12 protein-coding genes and 1 tRNA gene are annotated in these 17,833 nt (G+C 64.8%); 7 read left to right on the top strand and 6 right to left on the bottom strand.

Annotated features, from left to right (window positions below; translation table 11 throughout):
* The first annotated feature begins 129 nt into the window (after nucleotides 1-129).
* The gene (locus tag J2X54_RS12240) at nucleotides 130-2,034 is read left to right on the top strand and encodes an MFS transporter (protein ID WP_310181010.1); all 1,905 of its coding nucleotides are present in this window, start codon (nucleotides 130-132) and stop codon (nucleotides 2,032-2,034) included.
* Between the two features lie 25 nt (nucleotides 2,035-2,059).
* On the opposite strand, the gene J2X54_RS12235 is transcribed toward J2X54_RS12240, so the two are convergent.
* Together J2X54_RS12235 and J2X54_RS12230 are read right to left on the bottom strand one after the other, a co-directional pair.
* On the bottom strand, nucleotides 2,060-3,595 hold the full coding sequence (locus J2X54_RS12235) for a response regulator (protein ID WP_070251598.1): 1,536 nt from the start codon (nucleotides 3,593-3,595) through the stop codon (nucleotides 2,060-2,062).
* A 5-nt stretch (nucleotides 3,596-3,600) separates the two neighbouring features.
* The gene (locus J2X54_RS12230; protein ID WP_310181008.1) at nucleotides 3,601-5,112 is read right to left on the bottom strand and encodes an ATPase domain-containing protein; all 1,512 of its coding nucleotides are present in this window, start codon (nucleotides 5,110-5,112) and stop codon (nucleotides 3,601-3,603) included.
* A gap of 247 nt (nucleotides 5,113-5,359) precedes the next feature.
* Between J2X54_RS12230 and J2X54_RS12225 the strand changes: the two genes are divergently transcribed.
* From J2X54_RS12225 to J2X54_RS12205, 5 genes are all read left to right on the top strand, one after another.
* Nucleotides 5,360-6,562 carry an efflux RND transporter periplasmic adaptor subunit gene (locus J2X54_RS12225; RefSeq protein WP_404990903.1) on the top strand — a complete coding sequence of 401 codons (1,203 nt, stop codon included), beginning with the start codon at nucleotides 5,360-5,362 and terminating at the stop codon, nucleotides 6,560-6,562.
* Between the two features lie 15 nt (nucleotides 6,563-6,577).
* Nucleotides 6,578-9,718 (top strand): efflux RND transporter permease subunit, encoded by a 3,141-nt coding sequence (locus tag J2X54_RS12220; protein ID WP_070251595.1) that lies wholly within the window; start codon nucleotides 6,578-6,580, stop codon nucleotides 9,716-9,718.
* A gap of 11 nt (nucleotides 9,719-9,729) precedes the next feature.
* Entirely contained in the window at nucleotides 9,730-11,208 is a 1,479-nt protein-coding gene (gene adeC / locus J2X54_RS12215; RefSeq protein ID WP_310181005.1) for an AdeC/AdeK/OprM family multidrug efflux complex outer membrane factor, read from the top strand.
* A 67-nt stretch (nucleotides 11,209-11,275) separates the two neighbouring features.
* The gene (locus tag J2X54_RS12210; RefSeq protein ID WP_310181002.1) at nucleotides 11,276-11,890 is read left to right on the top strand and encodes a TetR/AcrR family transcriptional regulator; all 615 of its coding nucleotides are present in this window, start codon (nucleotides 11,276-11,278) and stop codon (nucleotides 11,888-11,890) included.
* A 60-nt stretch (nucleotides 11,891-11,950) separates the two neighbouring features.
* A complete protein-coding gene (locus J2X54_RS12205; RefSeq protein ID WP_310181000.1) occupies nucleotides 11,951-12,658 on the top strand; it encodes a fumarylacetoacetate hydrolase family protein in 708 nt (235 codons plus the stop codon).
* Nucleotides 12,659-12,836: 178 nt separating this feature from the next.
* On the opposite strand, the gene J2X54_RS12200 is transcribed toward J2X54_RS12205, so the two are convergent.
* Complete coding sequence (locus J2X54_RS12200; protein WP_404990902.1) at nucleotides 12,837-13,115, bottom strand: hypothetical protein; 279 nt, start codon at nucleotides 13,113-13,115, stop codon at nucleotides 12,837-12,839.
* Nucleotides 13,116-13,184: 69 nt separating this feature from the next.
* Between J2X54_RS12200 and J2X54_RS12195 the strand changes: the two genes are divergently transcribed.
* Nucleotides 13,185-13,261, top strand: a tRNA-Pro gene (locus tag J2X54_RS12195).
* Between the two features lie 143 nt (nucleotides 13,262-13,404).
* Here the strand turns inward: J2X54_RS12195 and J2X54_RS12190 are convergent.
* The 3 genes from J2X54_RS12190 to katG form a co-directional block, all read right to left on the bottom strand.
* On the bottom strand, nucleotides 13,405-14,319 hold the full coding sequence (locus tag J2X54_RS12190; protein ID WP_310180997.1) for a lipase secretion chaperone: 915 nt from the start codon (nucleotides 14,317-14,319) through the stop codon (nucleotides 13,405-13,407).
* Between the two features lie 10 nt (nucleotides 14,320-14,329).
* Nucleotides 14,330-15,247: a triacylglycerol lipase gene (locus J2X54_RS12185; protein WP_310180995.1), complete on the bottom strand. Its 918-nt coding sequence runs from the start codon at nucleotides 15,245-15,247 to the stop codon at nucleotides 14,330-14,332.
* A 290-nt stretch (nucleotides 15,248-15,537) separates the two neighbouring features.
* Nucleotides 15,538-17,781: a catalase/peroxidase HPI gene (katG, locus tag J2X54_RS12180; protein WP_310180993.1), complete on the bottom strand. Its 2,244-nt coding sequence runs from the start codon at nucleotides 17,779-17,781 to the stop codon at nucleotides 15,538-15,540.
* Nucleotides 17,782-17,833 lie beyond the last annotated feature (52 nt).

The raw sequence follows: 17,833 nt of genomic DNA, 5'->3' as shown, positions 1-17,833 counted from the left end.
CCTGGCCAGCGCTGCCGCAAGCGCCATCTGCCAGTACCATCATCAAGTTGCCTAATCGCATGTCGAGTCGCACCGGCGTGCGGTTATAATCCGCTCACTCTGGAAACTACAAGAACGGACCCGAGCAACATGAGCCAGCCCAACCAGTTTTCCCTGCTGAAGCAACGCCGCTTCGCTCCCTTCTTCTGGACCCAGTTTCTCGGCGCTTTCAACGACAACCTGTTCAAGACCGCGCTGATCGTCGTCATCACGTTCGATGCGCTGAGCTGGACCAATCTCGAGCCGTCGCTGGTCACCAACCTGATCCCCGGCCTGTTCATCCTGCCGTACGTGCTGTTCTCCGCCACCGCCGGCCAGCTGGCCGACAAGTTCGACAAGGCCGGCCTGACGCGCTGTGTCAAATGGCTGGAAGTGGCCATCATGGTCGTCGCGGGCATCGGCTGGATGACCCATCACCTGTGGCTGCTGGTCGCAGCAGTAGTGGGCATGGGTATCCACTCCACCCTGTTCGGCCCGGTCAAATATGCCTACCTGCCGCAGCACATGAAAAAGGAAGAACTGATCGGCGGCAATGGCGTGACCGAGATGGGCACCTTTGTCGGCATCCTGGCCGGCGAGATCCTGGGCGCAATATTGGTGGTGATGCAACCGCACGGCCTGTACTTCGAGGCGGGCGCCACCATCTTCGTGGCGGTCATCGGCCTGCTGGTCAGCTACCGGATTCCGCCATCGCCGGCGCCGTCGCCGGAGCTGAAAGTGGACTGGAATTTTGTCGCCGAATCGGTGCGCAACCTGCGCTTCTCGAGCAAGAACCGGGTCGTGTTCCAGTCAATGCTGGGCAACTCGTGGTTCTGGTTCTACGGCGCCGTGCTGCTGGCGCAGTTACCCGTGTATTCGAAGGATTACCTGCACGGCGACCACGGCGCGTTCGTGATGCTGCTCACGGTGTTTTCGCTGGGCGTGGGTTCGGGCTCGCTGCTGTGCGAGCGCCTCTCTGGCGGCAAGGTCGAAATCGGCCTGGTGCCGTTCGGCTCGATCGGCCTGACCATCTTCGGCGCCGACCTGTACTTTGCCAGCAATGCCTTTGCCATCAGTGGCGCAGCCCTGGCTGGCACCTCGGCCGACGTGATGACCTTGCTGGGACATCATGGTATCTGGCGCATCCTGTTCGACTTTTTGATGATCGGCATGTTCGGCGGCTTCTTCATCGTGCCGCTGTTTGCGCTGATCCAGCTGCGCGCCGACCCGGCCCACATCTCGCGCACCATCGCCGGCATGAACATCCTCAACGCCCTGTTCATGGTGGCGGCGGCCGGCATGGCCATCGTGCTGCTGGGCCAGGGCTTGACGATCCCGCAGTTGTTCCTGGTGACGGCTTTGCTCAACGCGCTGGTGGCGGTCTACATCTTCTCGCTGGTGCCGGAATTTTTGATGCGCTTCCTGGCCTGGCTGCTGATCCATACCGTGCACCGGGTGCACACGGTCAACGCCGAGCGCATTCCGTCCGAGGGCGCGGCGGTGCTGGTGTGTAACCACGTCAGCTATGTCGATGCGATCGTGATCGGCGCCATCGCCCCGCGCCCGATCCGCTTCGTGATGGACCACCGGATTTTCAAGACCCCTTTCCTGGGCTGGATCTTCCGCACCGCGCGCGCGATTCCGATTGCGCCGGCCAAGGAAGATCCGTGGCTGATGGAGAAGGCCTATATCGATATCGCCCAGGCGCTGCACGAGGGCGACATCGTCTGCATCTTCCCGGAGGGGCAACTGACCCGGGACGGCGAAATCAACCCGTTCAAGGGCGGCATCGCCAAGATCATCGAGCGCTCGCAGGTACCGGTGATCCCGATGGCGCTGCGCGGCCTGTGGGGCCACCTGCTGAGCCGCAACAAGGAAAACATCTTCAACCGCGCCTTCCACGCCGGCCTGCGCTCGAAGCTGGCGCTGGCCGTCGGCCAGCCGGTGGCGCCGCAGGATGTGACGCCAGACGGGTTGCGCGAGGATGTCGCTAAATTGCGTGGGGATTGGAAGTAGGGGCCTGCCCGCCAGCAATTCGAGATTACCGCGCCGCCTGCACTTGCTCGCGGTTATGCCGCGCGCCTGCCAGGCGGATGATCTGCGCCAGCTCCACCGGTTTGACCAGGTGATGGTCGAAGCCCACCTCGGTGGTGCGGCGGCGGGCGTCGCTCTGGCCCCAGCCGGTGAGGGCGATGAGCAGGATCTTGCTGGCGCCCGGCTGCTGGCGGATGGCGCGCGCCGCCTCGTAACCATCCATGCCCGGCATGCCCAGGTCCATGATGATCATGTCCGGGATGCGCTCGGCGGCCGCAGCCACCGCTGCCGCGCCGCTGTACACGGCGCGCACGTCGAAGCCGTCGACTTCCAGCAGCGCCGCCAGCGAATCGGCGGCGTCCTGGTTGTCGTCTACCACCAGCACCTGCATGCGCTTGCCGTCGAGCGCGGCGTGGGCGGGCAGCGGGGCGCTTTCCTGGTCGTGGCCGGCGCTCACGTGCACGATCGGCAGCCGGATCACGAACTCGCTGCCCTTGCCGGCGCCGTCGCTCGACGCTGCCACCGAGCCGCCATGCATCTCGGCGAACTGGCGCGCCAGGCTCAAGCCGATACCGAGGCCGCTGGTGAACTGGCCGGCCACCGTGGTGCTCTGCTCGAACATGGTGAAGATGCGCGCCAGCGCTTCCGGCTCGAGGCCGATGCCGCTGTCGCGCAGCGACACCACCAGCACCTTGTCGGCGACATGCGCGCGCACCACCACGTGGCCGCCCTGCGGCGTGAACTTGATGGCGTTGGAGAGGATGTTGGCGAAGATTTGCACGATGCGTGCGTAGTCGGCGTTGAGCAGAATTTCGCTGACCGGCAGCTGCCACGCCACGTGGATACGCTTGGCGCTGGCGGCCTGCGCGCATAGTTCGTTGACGTGGTTCATCACCGCCTGCAGCGCCACCAGCTGGTTTTGCAGCTTGATCTTGCCGCGCGTGATGCGGGCGACGTCGAGCAGGTCGTCCACCAGCCGCGTGAGCAGCTTGACCTGGCGCTCGACCATGTCGCGGATGCGCGCCACCGGCGCTGCGTCCGGGTACAGATGCGTAAGCAGCGAGACCGAGGTGCGGATCGGCGCCAGCGGGTTGCGCAGTTCGTGCCCCAGGCTGGCCAGGAATTCATCCTTGCGCCGGGCCGCCTCGCGCACCTGGTACTGTTTTTGGCGCGCGCGCAGCGTGGCCTGCAGCGCGGTGATCAGCGTGAGCGTGCGCACTGGCCGCTCGAGCAGGGTCAGGTTGCCCAGGCCGGCAACGGCGCGGCGCACGGTGGCCGAATCGGCGCCGTGGTGGGTGAGCAGCAGTATCGGCAGGTCCGACCAGTCGGGCTGGCGCGCCACCACGTCGTGCAGCAGCTTGTAGCCGGCCGGCGTCAACGCTTCCTCCACCGTGAGCACGGCGCCCACGCCCTGGCCGAGCTGCTGTTCCAGCTCGGCCAGGGTGGCGCAGACGTGGCTGTCGAGCTTGGCCAGCGTCAGCACGCGCGCCGCCAGCGGACCATCCTGGCCGGTGGGCGCATAGATCAGGATGCGGGTTTCCATCGGCCTCAGATCTGGATATCGCCAGCGGGCTGGGAAAACGACTGGGCCACCTCGGCGCTGTCGTACGTGGGCACGCCGGTGAGGATGCCGTGGAAGCCACGCAGCACCGGCCCCACCTTGATGCCGCCGGTGCCCACCTCGAAGCGGCGGATGGTGCGTTCGTGCGCGCTGCCGCGCTTCTTGAAGACGGAAATGGCCTGCCGCACTGCGCCCTCGGCTTCGAAGTAGCGCAACATGATGATGTTGTCGGCGATGTAGCTGGCGTCCACCGCCGAGCTGGCGGTGCCGATCATGCCGCGCTGCACGCCGACGATGATGCTGACCACGCCGCGCTGGCCCAGGTACGTCAGCATCTCGTGCAGGTAGGTGGCCAGGAAGCGCTCGTCGGGCATGGCGTTCAGATACCCGTTCAGACTGTCGATCACCAGTATTTTTACGCCGCGTTCCACCGCCTGCACCACCGCGTGGGTCAGTTGGCCCGGCGCCAGTTCGGCCGGATCGACCTGCTGGATGGTGAGCAGGCCGCTGTCCTCGGCGCCAGCCAGGTCCAGGCCCAGGTTGGCGCAGCGGTTGAGCAGGTTGTTGCGCGCTTCCTCGAACAGGAACATGGCGCTCTTTTCGCCGCGCTGCGACGCCGCGTGCACGAACTGCGCCGCCAGCGACGACTTGCCGGTGCCGGACGGTCCGCTGATCAGGGTGCTCATGCCTTCTTCCAGGCCGCCGCCGATCAACTGGTCGAGCGCCGGCATGCCGGAGGACAGCTGGCGGCGGGCGCTGATGACGCGGCTGGAGGCTGCGACCAGGCGCGGATACACGCGCAAGCCGCCGCGCACGATCTTGTAATCGTGGGCGCCGCCGTGGAACGCGATGCCGCGATACTTGACCACGCGGATACGGCGCCGCTCGGCGCCGTAGGCCTGGTCGGCCAATTCGAGCGTGATGACCGCGTGCGCCACGCTGCGCACCTGCAAGTCCGTCGAGAGCGCGGTGCGGTCGTCGAGCAGCACGGTGGTGCAGGAGCGGCTGGTCAGGTACTGCTTGAGCGCGAGCACCTGGCGCCGGTAGCGCAGCGGGTTTTCGGCCAGCAGTTGCAACTCGGACAGCGAATCGAGCACCACGCGGCGCGGCCGCGATTTGTCGATGGCGGCCACGATGCGCTGGGTGGTGGTGCCCATCTCGATTTCGGCCGGGTGGAAGATGGTGTACTGCTGGTCGGGGTCGAGCGCGTTCTCGCCGGGGATGATTTCCTCGATCTGGATGCCGGCCATGTCCCAGCCGTGCGATTGCGCCACGCTGCGCAGTTCGACGGCGGTCTCGGCCAGCGTGATGTACAGCACGTGTTCGCCCCGGCGCGCACCTTCGATCAGAAATTGCAGCGCCAGCGTGGTCTTGCCGGTACCGGGCTCGCCTTCGACCAGGTACAGGCGGTCGGCAGTGAGGCCGCCGCCCAGCACCTCGTCGAGGCCGGGCACGCCGCAGGAAAGAAAGTCGGTGGTATCGCTGTTTTGTGGTTCCATGGAACGGTCCGGTGGGAGTGGGCGCCGGCACAGTCACAGTCAAGTCACAGCCAGCGTATAACCTTGGCATCTTACCGCAATCCGACCTGGCCCGATGGGAGTTCTTGCCGTGCTGTCGCTCGATGACAATGGTGCATGAATTGCTTCGCGGAATTAAATTTCAGCTTGACAGGGTTAGAATGATCGTTCATTCTAGCGTCTGTGTTTTTATAATCTCTCCAGAACTCTCCTCAGAAAGCCTCACCACATGGAAGCTCTTTTCTGCAAACCGTCCCTGCGGACGGCCGGGGTCGCAGCCCTGATCACTGCAACCGCCCTCGTGGCTGGTTGCTCCAAATCCACGTCCGAAGCACCTCAAAAACCGCAGGTGGCGGAAGTGGGCGTATACAAGGTGGTGCAAGAGCCACTTCAAATCACGACCGAACTGCCGGGTCGCACCAGCGCCTACCAGGTGGCTGAAGTGCGCCCGCAGGTCAACGGTGTGATTCAAAAACGCCTGTTTGTCGAAGGTTCCGACGTCAAAGCCGGTACCGCCCTTTACCAGATCGATCCGTCGATCTATCAAGCCAGTGTCAATTCGGCCAAGGCTGCGCTCGCCAAGGCCAAGGCCAACCTGCTGACCAGCGGTCCCAAGGCGGCACGCTACAAGGAGCTGCTGGCCATCGAAGGCGTGAGCCGCCAGGACTACGAAGACGCGCTCGCCGCCGACGCCCAGGCCCAGGCCGACGTGGAATCAGCCAACGCCGCGCTGCAGGAAGCCAATATCAACCTGCGCTATACCAACGTGTACGCACCGATCAGCGGCCGTATCAGCCGTTCGACCGTCACGCCTGGCGCGCTGGTTACCGCCAACCAGACCAATGCCCTGACCACCGTGCAGCAGCTCGATCCGATCTATGTCGACGTCACCCAGTCGAGCGAGGACCTGCTGCGCCTGAAACGCGAAATGGCCGATGGCAGCCTCAAACAATCGGGCCAGGCCAAGGTCACGCTGGTGCTGGCCGACGGCACCAAGTATGCCGAAGCGGGCAAGCTGCAGTTCTCGGACGTGTCCGTGGACCAGGGTACCGGCAACGTCACGCTGCGCGCCATCTTCCCGAACCCGAAACAGAATCTCCTGCCTGGCATGTTCGTGCGCGCAGTGATCGAATCGGGCGTCGACGAAAAAGCCATCACCGTGCCGCAGCAGGGCGTTACCCGCAATCAGAAGGGTGAAGCCACCGCGCTGGTCCTGAACAAGGAAGGCAAGGTCGAACAACGCGTGCTGACCACCGCCGGCACCTACGGCAGCAAGTGGCTGGTCAAATCCGGCCTGGCCGATGGCGACCAGGTGATCGTCGAAGGCGTGCAGAAGGTCAAGCCGGGCGCGCCTGCCGTGGTCGCCAAGGCGCCTGCCGCCGCGCCTGCTGCCGCCGGTGCTGCACCGGCCGCTCCTGCTGCCAAGCAGTAATCGAGGAGATCACACATGTCCCGTTTCTTTATTGATCGCCCGATTTTCGCCTGGGTGATCGCGATCGTGATCATGCTGGGCGGCATCCTGTCCATCATGGGCCTGCCGATCGCCCAGTACCCCGCCATTGCGCCGCCGTCGATCTCGATCAGCGGCTCGTACCCGGGCGCCTCCGCCAAGACGGTGGAAGACGCCGTCACCCAGGTCATCGAGCAGAAGATGAAGGGTATCGACGGCCTGCGCTACATGGCCTCGTCGTCGGACTCGTCGGGCGGCATCAGCATCACGCTGACGTTCGAATCCGGCACCAACCCTGACATCGCGCAGGTGCAGGTGCAGAACAAGCTGCAACTGGCCACGCCGCTGCTGCCTACCGCTGTGACCCAACAGGGGCTGGTGGTCAACAAGGCCACCAAGAACTTCCTGCTGGTGATCGGCTTCGTGTCGCAAGACGGTTCGATGAACCAGGCCGACATCGGCGACTATGTCACCGCCAGCGTGCTCGATCCGATCTCGCGCGTGGAAGGCGTGGGCGACGTCACCAACTTCGGTTCGCAATACGCGATGCGCATCTGGCTCGATCCTGCCAAGCTGCAAAGCTACCAGCTCACGCCAGCGGACGTGACCACCGCCATCACCGCGCAAAACACCGAGGTGTCTGCCGGTGAACTGGGCGGCGCGCCAGCCGTCGCCGGCCAGCAGCTGAACGCTACCGTGTCGGCCCAGAGCCGCCTGCAAACGGCCGAACAATTCGGCGCCATCCTGCTGAAAACCACCACCAACGGTTCGACCGTGTACCTGCGCGATGTCGCCAAAATGGAACTGGGGCGCGAGAACTATTCGATCCTGGCCCGTTACAACGGCAACGCCGCCACCGGTATCGCCATCAAGCTGGCCACCGGCGCCAACGCGCTCGACACCGCCGAGGCGGTGAAGGCCAAGATCGCGCAGATGGAGAAGCAGTTCCCGCAAGGCTTGAAAGCCATGGTGGCGTTCGACACCACGCCGTTCGTCAAGATCTCGATCGAAGAAGTGGTGAAAACCCTGGTCGAAGCCGTGATCCTGGTGTTCCTGGTGATGTACCTGTTCCTGCAAAACTTCCGCGCCACGCTGATTCCGACGATGGCCGTGCCGGTCGTGCTGCTCGGTACCTTCGGCATCCTGTCGGTGCTCGGCTACTCGATCAATACGCTGACCATGTTTGCGGTGGTGCTGGCCATTGGTCTGCTGGTCGATGATGCGATCGTGGTGGTGGAAAACGTCGAGCGGATCATGACTGAAGAAGGGCTTTCGCCGGTCGAGGCTACTCGCAAGTCGATGGGCCAGATCAGCGGTGCGCTGGTCGGTATCGCCATGGTGTTGTCGGCCGTGTTCGTGCCGATGGCGTTCTTCGGTGGCTCCACCGGCGTGATTTACCGCCAGTTCTCGATCACGATCGTCTCTGCGATGGTGCTCTCGGTGATCGTCGCGATGATCTTCACGCCGGCGCTGTGCGCCACGATGCTCAAGCAGGTACCGAAGGGCCACACCATGGCCACCACCGGTTTCTTCGGCTGGTTCAACCGCAATTTCGATCGCGGCAATCGCAAGTACCAGGGCGTGGTTGGCTCCATCATCAACAAGAGCGGCATTTCGCTGGTCATCTACGCGCTGATCGTGGCCGTGATGGCGTTCGTGTTCCTGCGCCTGCCAACGTCGTTCCTGCCGGAAGAAGACCAGGGCGTGCTGTTTACCCAGATCCAGCTGCCGACCGGCGCTACGCAAGAGCGTACGCTCAAGACCATCGAGAAGGTCGAGCAGCACTTCCTGACCCAGGAGAAGGACTCGGTCGCATCGGTCTTCGCGGTGGCCGGCTTCAGCTTCGCCGGTAACGGCCAGAACACCGGTATCGCCTTTGTGCGGATGAAGGACTGGTCCGAGCGCAAAGGCAAGGATCACGCCGTGAGCGCAATCGCCGGCCGCGCCATGGGTGCGTTCTCGCAGATCAAGGATGCGATGGTATTCGCGTTCGCCCCGCCAGCGGTGCTGGAACTGGGTAACGCGTCCGGCTTCGACCTGATGTTGCAGGACACCGGTGGTGTCGGTCACGCGGCGCTGATGGCGGCGCGTAACCAGATGCTGGGCATGGCCGCGCAGAGCAAGGTCATTGTCGGCGTGCGTCCGAACGGCCAGGAAGATACGCCGCAGTACAAGATCACCGTGGACCAGCAAAAAGCCGTTGCGCTGGGCCTGGCGATCGCCGACGTCAACCGCGTGCTGAGTACCGCGTGGGGTTCGGCGTACGTCAACGACTTCATCGACCGTGGCCGCGTGAAGAAGGTGTACATCCAGGGCCAGGCCGAAGCACGCATGGTGCCGGAAGACTTGAACAAGTGGTTCGTGCGCAATGACGCTGGCGAGATGGTGCCATTCTCGGCCTTCTCGCACGGCGAGTGGATTTACGCGTCGCCGCGCCTGGAACGCTACAACGGCCTGCCGTCGGTCGAGATCCTCGGCCAGCCTGCGCCGGGCCAGAGCTCGGGCGCCGCGATGGCGGAAGTCGAAAGCATGGCGGCCAAACTGCCGCCGGGTATCGGCTACGAGTGGACCGGCCTGTCGACCGAAGAACGCGACTCCGGTTCGCAAACCACGCAGCTGTATGCGATCTCGATCCTGATCGTGTTCCTGTGCCTGGCCGCGCTGTATGAAAGCTGGTCGGTGCCGTTCTCGGTACTGCTGATCGTGCCGCTCGGTATTCTCGGTACGGTGCTGGCGACGTTCCTGTTCAAGCTGTCGAACGACGTCTACTTCCAGGTGGGTCTGCTGACGGTGGTGGGGCTGGGTGCGAAAAACGCGATTCTGATCGTGGAATTCGCCAAGGACCTGCAGGAGCAGGGCGTGGAACTGAAGGAAGCGACCTTGCAGGCGGTGCATACGCGTCTGCGTCCGATCCTGATGACGTCGATCGCTTTCGGCCTGGGCGTACTGCCTCTGGCAATCAGCAGCGGCGCCGGTTCGGGCAGCCAGAACGCGATTGGCGTGGGCGTGCTGGGCGGGATGCTGACGGCGACCTTCCTGGGCATCTTCTTCGTACCGTTGTTCTTCGTCCTGGTGCGCTCGCGCTTCAGCAAGCCTAAAGCCAAGCCTGCGGATACACCAGTTGTGGAGGCACATTAATCATGACAAGCATGCATAAATCCTTATTCACCCTGGCGGCGCTGGCGCTGCTGGGCGGTTGCAGCCTGGCGCCCGTGTACGAGCGTCCGGCAGCACCGGTGGGCCAGGCCTGGCCCACCGGCGAAGCCTACAAGGGCTTGCCGGCAGCTGCGGCCGACGCCCGTCCGGCGTCCGAGATCCAGTGGCGCGAGTATTTTGCCGATGCGCGCCTGCGCCAGGTGATCGAACTGGCGCTGGCCAACAACCGCGACCTGCGCGTCTCCGTGCTCAATATCGAGCGTGCCCGCGCGCAGTACAACATCAGCAGCGCACCACTGCTGCCGACCGTGGCAGCCGGTGTGGGCCAGAACGCCACCCGCACGCCGCGCACCATGACCGGTACCGGCGAAGCCGCGATCACCCGCCAGTACAGCGGCGGACTGTCGCTGGCCGCGTATGAGCTGGACTTCTTCGGCAAGGTGCGCAACGGCGCCGAAGCGGGCCTGCAAACCTACCTCGGCACCGAGGAAGCGCGCCGCACCCAGCAAATCAGCCTGGTGGCCGAAGTGGCCAATGCCTGGTTGACGCTCACGGCCGACCAGCAGCGTTTGAAGCTGGCGCAGGAAACCCTGCGCAGCCAGCAGACCACGTATGACCTGAGCCGCAAGCGCTTCGACGCCGGCGCCACGTCGGGCGTGGACGTGTACGACGCCCAGACCAGCGTGGAAACGGCGCGCAATGATGTGGCCACCTACACCGCGCAAGTGGCGCAGGACCAGAACGCGCTGAACCTGCTCGTCGGCGGCACCGTGCCGACCACGCTGCTGCCGGAAGGCGAGCTGGTATCGGTGACCGAACTGACCACGCTGCCGGGCAGCCTGCCGTCCGACCTGCTGCAACGTCGTCCCGATGTGCAGCAAGCCGAACGCGCGCTGCGCTCGGCCAACGCCAACATCGGCGTGGCGCGCGCGGCCTTCTTCCCCAGCATTTCGCTGACGGCGTCGGGCGGCAGCGCCAGCCGCGACCTGTCCGGCCTGTTCAAGGCCGGCTCGGGCACGTGGAGCTTCGCGCCGCAGATCAACCTGCCGATCTTCGACGGCGGCGTCAACCGCGCCAATCTCGATATCGCCAAGGCCGATCGCGACATCTCGGTGGCGCAGTACGAAAAGGCCATCCAGGTGGCGTTCCGCGAAGTGGCCGATGCCCTGGCCGTTCGAGGCACCATCGACGAGCGCCTGAACTCCCAGCAGGCGCTGGTACAAGCGACCGAGAAGAGTTACAGGATCAACGAAGCGCGCTACCGCAATGGCGCCGACACGTACCTCAACTCGCTGGTATCGCAGCGCGCGTTGTACCAGGCGCAGCAAGGCCTGATCACCACGCGCCTGAACCAGACCAGCAACGCCGTTACCTTGTACAAGGTGCTGGGCGGCGGCTGGCAGCCGGAGGCGGCACAGGTAACGCCTGCACCGCAGGCAACGCAAGCGGTGCAGCCGCCACCACGCGGCTGATCCTGCGACCATGCGGCGGCCGCGCTGATGTACCGATGTGCGGCCGCCGCCTACCCAAGGAAATATCATGACCACTTCTCCCGCAAAACGGCGAGTCGATCCCGAGAAGGCAGCGGGGCGGCGCAACCAGGTGCTGGAAGCGGCAGCCGTCTGCTTTGCACGCAGCGGCTTCCACGGCGCCAGCATGTCGGAGATCTCCAAGCAGGCCGGCATGAGCGCCGGCCATATCTACAACTACTTCGACGGCAAGAACGCCATCATTCTGGCCTTCGTGGAGGCGCACTCCGAGTACGTGAGCGATATGCTGAGCAATCTGGGTTCGCTCGAGGATCCGTTGCAGGCGTTGATTGAGGACGCCGAGCGTCACGTGAATGAGGCGCTCGATCCGCAACCATGGCACGTCTCGATCGAAATGTATGCCGAGGCTTCACGCAACCCGGTTATCGCCGAGCGACTGCGCGCCCACGAAGACACCGCGCGCGGCAAGTTGCGCGAGCTGGTCAAGCGTGGCCGCGAACGGCGCAACCTGCCGGTGGACGACGTGCTGCTCGACAGCCGGATCGACACCATGATCGCGTACTTCCACGGCCTGACCGTGCGTGCTCTGCATCGCCCGGACATGAACCGCGCCGGCCTGGTGGAGGCGTTCCAGGTGTCGATGCGGGCCTTGCTGATGACCTGATGCAGGGCGTCAGCGTCTGTTGTACCATGTCCGGTATCCCCAACACGCTATCGGAGCATCATGACTGCCTATGTAATCCCCGCCCATGACATCGTCGGCCTGCCGGTTGCCGGCACCGACGCCCTGTTCCCCGTGCGCCGCGTGTACTGCGTGGGCCGCAACTACGCGGGCCACGCGCGAGAGATGGGTTCCGACCCGGACCGCGAACCACCATTCTTCTTCAACAAACCAGCCGACGCCCAAGCCGTAATCCCGGTGGCGCCAGGCCAGGTGGCCGAACTGCCATACCCGCCCGTAACCGCCAATCTGCACTACGAGTGCGAACTGGTGGTGGCGATCGGCAAAGGCGGCAGCAACATCGCCGTGGCTGACGCAGCGAGTCACATCTTCGGTTACGCGGTTGGCTTCGACATGACCCGCCGCGACCTCCAATTCAAGATGCGCGACGCCGGCCGCCCGTGGGAAATCGGCAAAGCCTTCGACTACTCGGCGCCGATCGGTGTGATCACCCCGGCCGCCCAAGCCGGCGACATCAACAACGCCGCGATCGAACTGAAGGTCGATGGCGTGACCAAGCAGACGTCGAGCATCGACGACCTGATCTGGTCGATCGACGAAACCATCGCCAACCTGTCCACGCTGTTTACGCTGGCCCCCGGCGACCTGATCTTCAGCGGCACCCCGGAAGGCGTGGGCGCGGTGGTGCGCGGCCAGGTGCTGGTGGGTACCGTTGCCGGCATCGATGGCATCACGGTAAAAATCGTATAAACGATATTGATCGTTAGTGGTCGATTCGTCATCCCCGCGAAAGCGGGGATCCATAGACACTAAAATCCGCTGTACTCACGCGCGAAGCATCCGATCAATCGCCACCAACCCCGCCAACGCCCCGCAATCGAGCCCCACACCAGGCCGCGGCAATGCGGGCACACCGGCGCCGTATTCATCAAGCGGCAAGCCGCCTGATCGACCTGCGGCACAAACCCGTCCGCCGGCCAGATCGCCTCGCCAGCGCCGCATCGTCCTCGAACGTACGCGGCGACGCCACGCTGGCAAACGCCAGCTGCGCGCGTGCCAGGGCAGGATAGGCCTTCCAGAAACCCTCGTTGCCACGAAAATCGGGCAAGCCGGAATCGACGCCCATGCCAGCGCCGGCGGCAACCAGCAGCAGGTCGGCCTGGTCAATGAGGGAAGCGGCGCGGATGATGTCGGCGGTGGTGGTCATGGCAGATATTACCCGGCACAACACAAACATGACAAATGCTTACAGTGGCTGCTATAATCTCGGCCTAGTCGGGGCGTAGCGCAGCCTGGTAGCGTACGTGCATGGGGTGCACGGGGTCGGAGGTTCGAATCCTCTCGCCCCGACCAAGAGAATCAAGGAAAAAGGCCAATCTACGGATTGGCCTTTTTTCTTGTCCGGTAGCCCTACTGGTGGGGATCGAGCTCTGGATAGTATTTCAGGATCGGCTGGAACAAATGTTCGTCACTGTCATGGTGGTTCGATATTCCAGCTAGTTCGCTCCCAATCGCCGTTGCTCATCCTGCGAGAACAGCCCATCGGTCACCCGCTGCACCTGCGCCGGATCTTGTCCGCCAGCCCCCAGCGCCGCCTTCTGCGCGCGCCAGGCCGTGATGCGCTGCTGCCACTGCGCTTCCTCGCGATCGAGTTCACCCAACCGCGCCGCCGCTTCCGGCGTGAACGTGGCGGCGCGAAGGCGGTAGACTTCATTATCGCCGCCACCTTGTGCACGCAGCGCGCGCACCGCGCTGTCGAGCGCGCTCACTTGCTGCGGAGCGTCGCGTTCCAGGCGCTGGGCCGGTGACAGGGCGGCGTCGAGCGCCGCCAGCTTCTGCTGGCGCTGTGTTTCGTCCAGCTTGCCATCAGCCATGACCGCGAGTCGTGCCACGGCGTCGTCGTCACGGGCGTCGTCCGCGCCGAACAGGCCGGCGCTTTCCTTTGGGGTGAAATAGCTGGCGCGCAGTGCGCGCATCGCCTGCAGCCTTGCCTGCGCCGCTTGCAGCGGGTCGGCGGAAGGCGTCAAGCCTCGCTCGACGCCTGTCAGCGCCTGCTTGTAGGCGAGATAGGCGCCCAGCAGGCGCTTCGCTTCGCGCGCGGCTGCGGGCGCCAGGCGGCGGTCGAGCTCCAGCTCGATCTGGCTGCGGATGGCGGCCAGCGACTTTTCACCGAGGCCCGCCAGGTAGTAGTCGAACAGGTGACCCAGCTCCGCGTCGACGACCAGGGCGTCGCCGGCTGCGACCGTGACGTTGCCATCGGGGCGCGTGCCATCCATCGAGCGCACGAACGCGAACAGATCGGGGTCCGGCTTCTGCGGTGGCGGTGCTGGCGGCGCGCTCGGCGCCAGCGACCAGAACAGCGCCAGGGCGCCGAGGGCGCCAGCCACAATCAGTTTCAAGTTCGTGCGCATGGCGGCCTCCTTACAAGCCCAGGCCCTGCAAGCGGTTGGCCTGCTGGCGGAACACGGTCACGGGCGAGGTCTCGAACAGGTTGACGATGCCGACGAACTGGTTGATTTCATCGAGGTGGTTCATGGCGTAGTCGTCGCGAATGACCTTGCCCAGGTGGCTCGAGCAGCTGCTGACCAGGCCATCGTTCCTGGCGCCGCCGAAGGCGAGGCTAATGATGGCCAGCGCGGGATCGCCCACGTCGAGTGCATTGGTGTAGGGCTGGGCGCCGCTCCAGGAAAAGTAGTACACGCCGCGTTCCTGGTAGGCGCCTTCGCCGCAGGCGGTGGTCGGCACGCCTTGCGAATGGCGGCGGTTGAAGGCCAGCGAACCGGCGGTCGAGAGCGAGGTGATCGCCGCGCCGGCGTTTTGCGGCAAGCCCTTGTTGCCGGAGATGATGCCGATCAGCGAGGCGAGGGCGTCGCCCAGTGCGGCGCCGCTATTGGGGATGGTGCCGGCCAGGATGTCCGCCACGGCCGAACCCTTGTTGACGCCGGCCACGCTGGTCACCGATGCCACCAGGTCGGGCCGCACCGAGGCGACATAGCGCGCGGTCGGGCCGCCGTGGCTGTGGCCGATCAGGTTGACCTTGGCCGCGCCGGTGACGGCGAGGATTTGCCGCACCTGTGACAGCAATTGTTCACCACGCACTTCGGTGCTGTTGGCGCCCGACACGGTCACCGTGTAGACCTTGGCGCCGCCGCTGCTCAAAGCGGCGGGAATACCATAAAAATACTCGACGGGACCGATCTTGTCGAAACCGAACAGGCCGTGTACGAGGACGATGGGATACCTGGTTTGCGTGTAGCCGGCAGCACCGGCGGTGGCGGGCAAACCGATGCAGCAGGCCAGGACGAGGGTAGATAGCAGTTGCCAGAAGCGAGTCTTCATTTTGTCTCCATTATATTTTTTTGGGAAATGTCGATGCTGCAGCGGACCAGTTACCGGCGTCGCCCACTGGCGCGATCTTTGTCGCGGTTAATAAAGCAAGCGCTCGGTCTTTTGAATGTAGCACTGACGTGACGAAATAGCATGGTAAATCGTTGTTGCAGTGCAATGCGAAGGAGGGGATGGGGCGGGGCAGGAGATGGGTGTAGCAGGCGTCTCTAGAGCGGCGCGCCAGCCTCCGCTGTGATGAAGCTGGCGGTCCGTTTCAGAACCGCCAGCACTTTAACAGGCGATCAACGCCCCAATTCCATCACCTTGCTCCAGGCCGCCACGAAGTCGCCCACGAACTTCTGCTCGCCGTCGGCGCTGCCGTACACCTCGGCGATCGCGCGCAGGTGGGCGTTCGAGCCGAACACCAGGTCGACGCGGCTGGCGCGCCAGGTGATGGCGCCGGTTTTGCGGTGGCGGCCTTCGAACGCGGTCGCATCCGCCGACGTCGCCATCCACACCGTGCCCATGTCGAGCAGGTTGACGAAGAAGTCGTTGGTCAGCGTGCCCAGGCGGGTGGTGAACTGGCCCGCGTCGGACTGCGGGCTGTTGGCGCCCAGTACGCGCAGGCCGCCAACGAGCACGGTCATCTCCGGCGCGGTCAGGGTCAGCAACTGGGCGCGGTCCACCAGCAGGGCTTCGGCCGGCACGGCGTAGCGCACCTTCTGGTAGTTGCGGAAGCCATCGGCGACCGGCTCGAGCTCCTCGAACGAGGCCGCGTCGGTCTGCTCTTGCGTGGCGTCGGTGCGGCCAGGCGTGAACGGTACCGTGACGGTGTGACCGGCCTGCTTGGCAGCCTGTTCGACGGCGGCCGCGCCGCCCAGCACGACCAGGTCGGCCAGCGACACGCGCTTGCTGCCGGCAGCCTTGCCGTTGAAGTCGGCCTGCACCTGCTCGAGCGCCGCAAGTACCTTGGCCAGTTGCTCAGGCTGGTTGGCGGCCCAGTCCTTTTGCGGCGCCAGGCGCACGCGCGCGCCGTTGGTGCCGCCGCGCAAGTCGGAGCCGCGATACGTCGATGCCGAGGCCCAGGCCGTCGAGACCAGTTCGGCGACCGTCAGGCCCTTGGCCAGGATCGCGGCCTTCAACGCGGCGCTGTCGGCAGCGTCGATCAGCGGGTGATCGACTGCGGGTACCGGGTCTTGCCAGATGAAGTCTTCGGCAGGAACATCGGCGCCGAGGTAGCGGCTTTTCGGTCCCATGTCGCGGTGGGTGAGCTTGAACCAGGCGCGCGCAAACGCTGCGGCGAACTCTTCCGGGTTGGCCAGGAAGTGGCGCGAAATCGGCTCGTAGATCGGGTCGAAGCGCAGCGCCAGGTCGGTGGTCAGCATGGTCGGCAGCAGTTTCTTCGACGGATCGTGCGCGTGCGGGATCACCGCTTCGGCATTCTTGGCGAACCACTGGTGGGCGCCGGCCGGGCTCTTGCCCAGTTCCCATTCGAAGCCGAACAGGTGCTCGAAGAAGTCGTTGCTCCACTTGGCCGGGGTCTTGGTCCACGTGACTTCCAGGCCGCTGGTAATGGTGTCGCCGCCCTTGCCGCTGCCAAACTTGTTATGCCAGCCGAGGCCCTGGGCGGCGATGCCGGCCGCTTCCGGTTCGGGGCCGACATTGTCGGCCGGGCCGGCGCCGTGGGTCTTGCCGAGGGTGTGGCCGCCGGCGATCAGCGCCACGGTTTCCGCGTCGTCCATGCCCATGCGGCCGAAAGTGTCGCGAATATCGTAGGCTGCCAGCAGCGGATCGGGATTGCCGTCCGGGCCTTCCGGGTTCACGTAGATCAGGCCCATCTGCACTGCGGCCAGCGGATTTTCCAGGTTGCGGCTGTGGACGTCGCCGTCGGCGTCGTCGTCCGAGACCAGCACGCCGCCCGCTTTTTCAACACCGTCGCTGCCGTGGGCATAGCGCACGTCGCCGGCGAGCCAGGTGGTTTCGCGGCCCCAGTACACGTCCTGGTCCGGTTCCCACGTATCGACGCGGCCACCGCCGAAGCCGATGGTCTTCAGGCCCATGTTTTCCAGCGCCACGGTGCCGGTCAGGATGATCAGGTCGGCCCACGAGATCTTGCGGCCGTACTTTTGCTTGATCGGCCACACCAGGCGGCGCGCCTTGTCCAGGCTGACGTTGTCGGGCCAGCTATTGAGTGGTGCGAAACGCTGCTGGCCACGGCGGGCACCGCCGCGGCCGTCGCCTTTGCGGTAGGTGCCGGCGCTGTGCCAGGCCATGCGGATGAACAGTCCGCCATAATGGCCGAAGTCGGCCGGCCACCAGTCCTGCGAATCGGTCATCAGGGCAGCGAGGTCGCGTTTGACGGCTGCCAGGTCGAGGCTTTCGAATTCCTTGCGATAGTCGAAGTCGGCGCCCATCGGGTCCGACTTGGCGGAGTGCTGATGCAGCAGGTCGAGGCGCAGCTGGTCGGGCCACCAGTCACGGTTGGTGGTGCCGGCGTTGTTGGCCTGGCTGAAAGGGCACTTCGACGTGCTTTGGTCATTGCTCATTATTTATTCCTTTGTTGAATAAGGGGCGCTCTGCGGACTCATCATAACTGAA

This window comes from Duganella sp. 3397 (genome assembly GCF_031456625.1).
Lineage (GTDB): Bacteria > Pseudomonadota > Gammaproteobacteria > Burkholderiales > Burkholderiaceae_D > Rugamonas > Rugamonas phyllosphaerae.
Note: the sequence above shows the minus strand (reverse complement) of the source record. Positions and strands in the feature narration are given on the sequence as shown.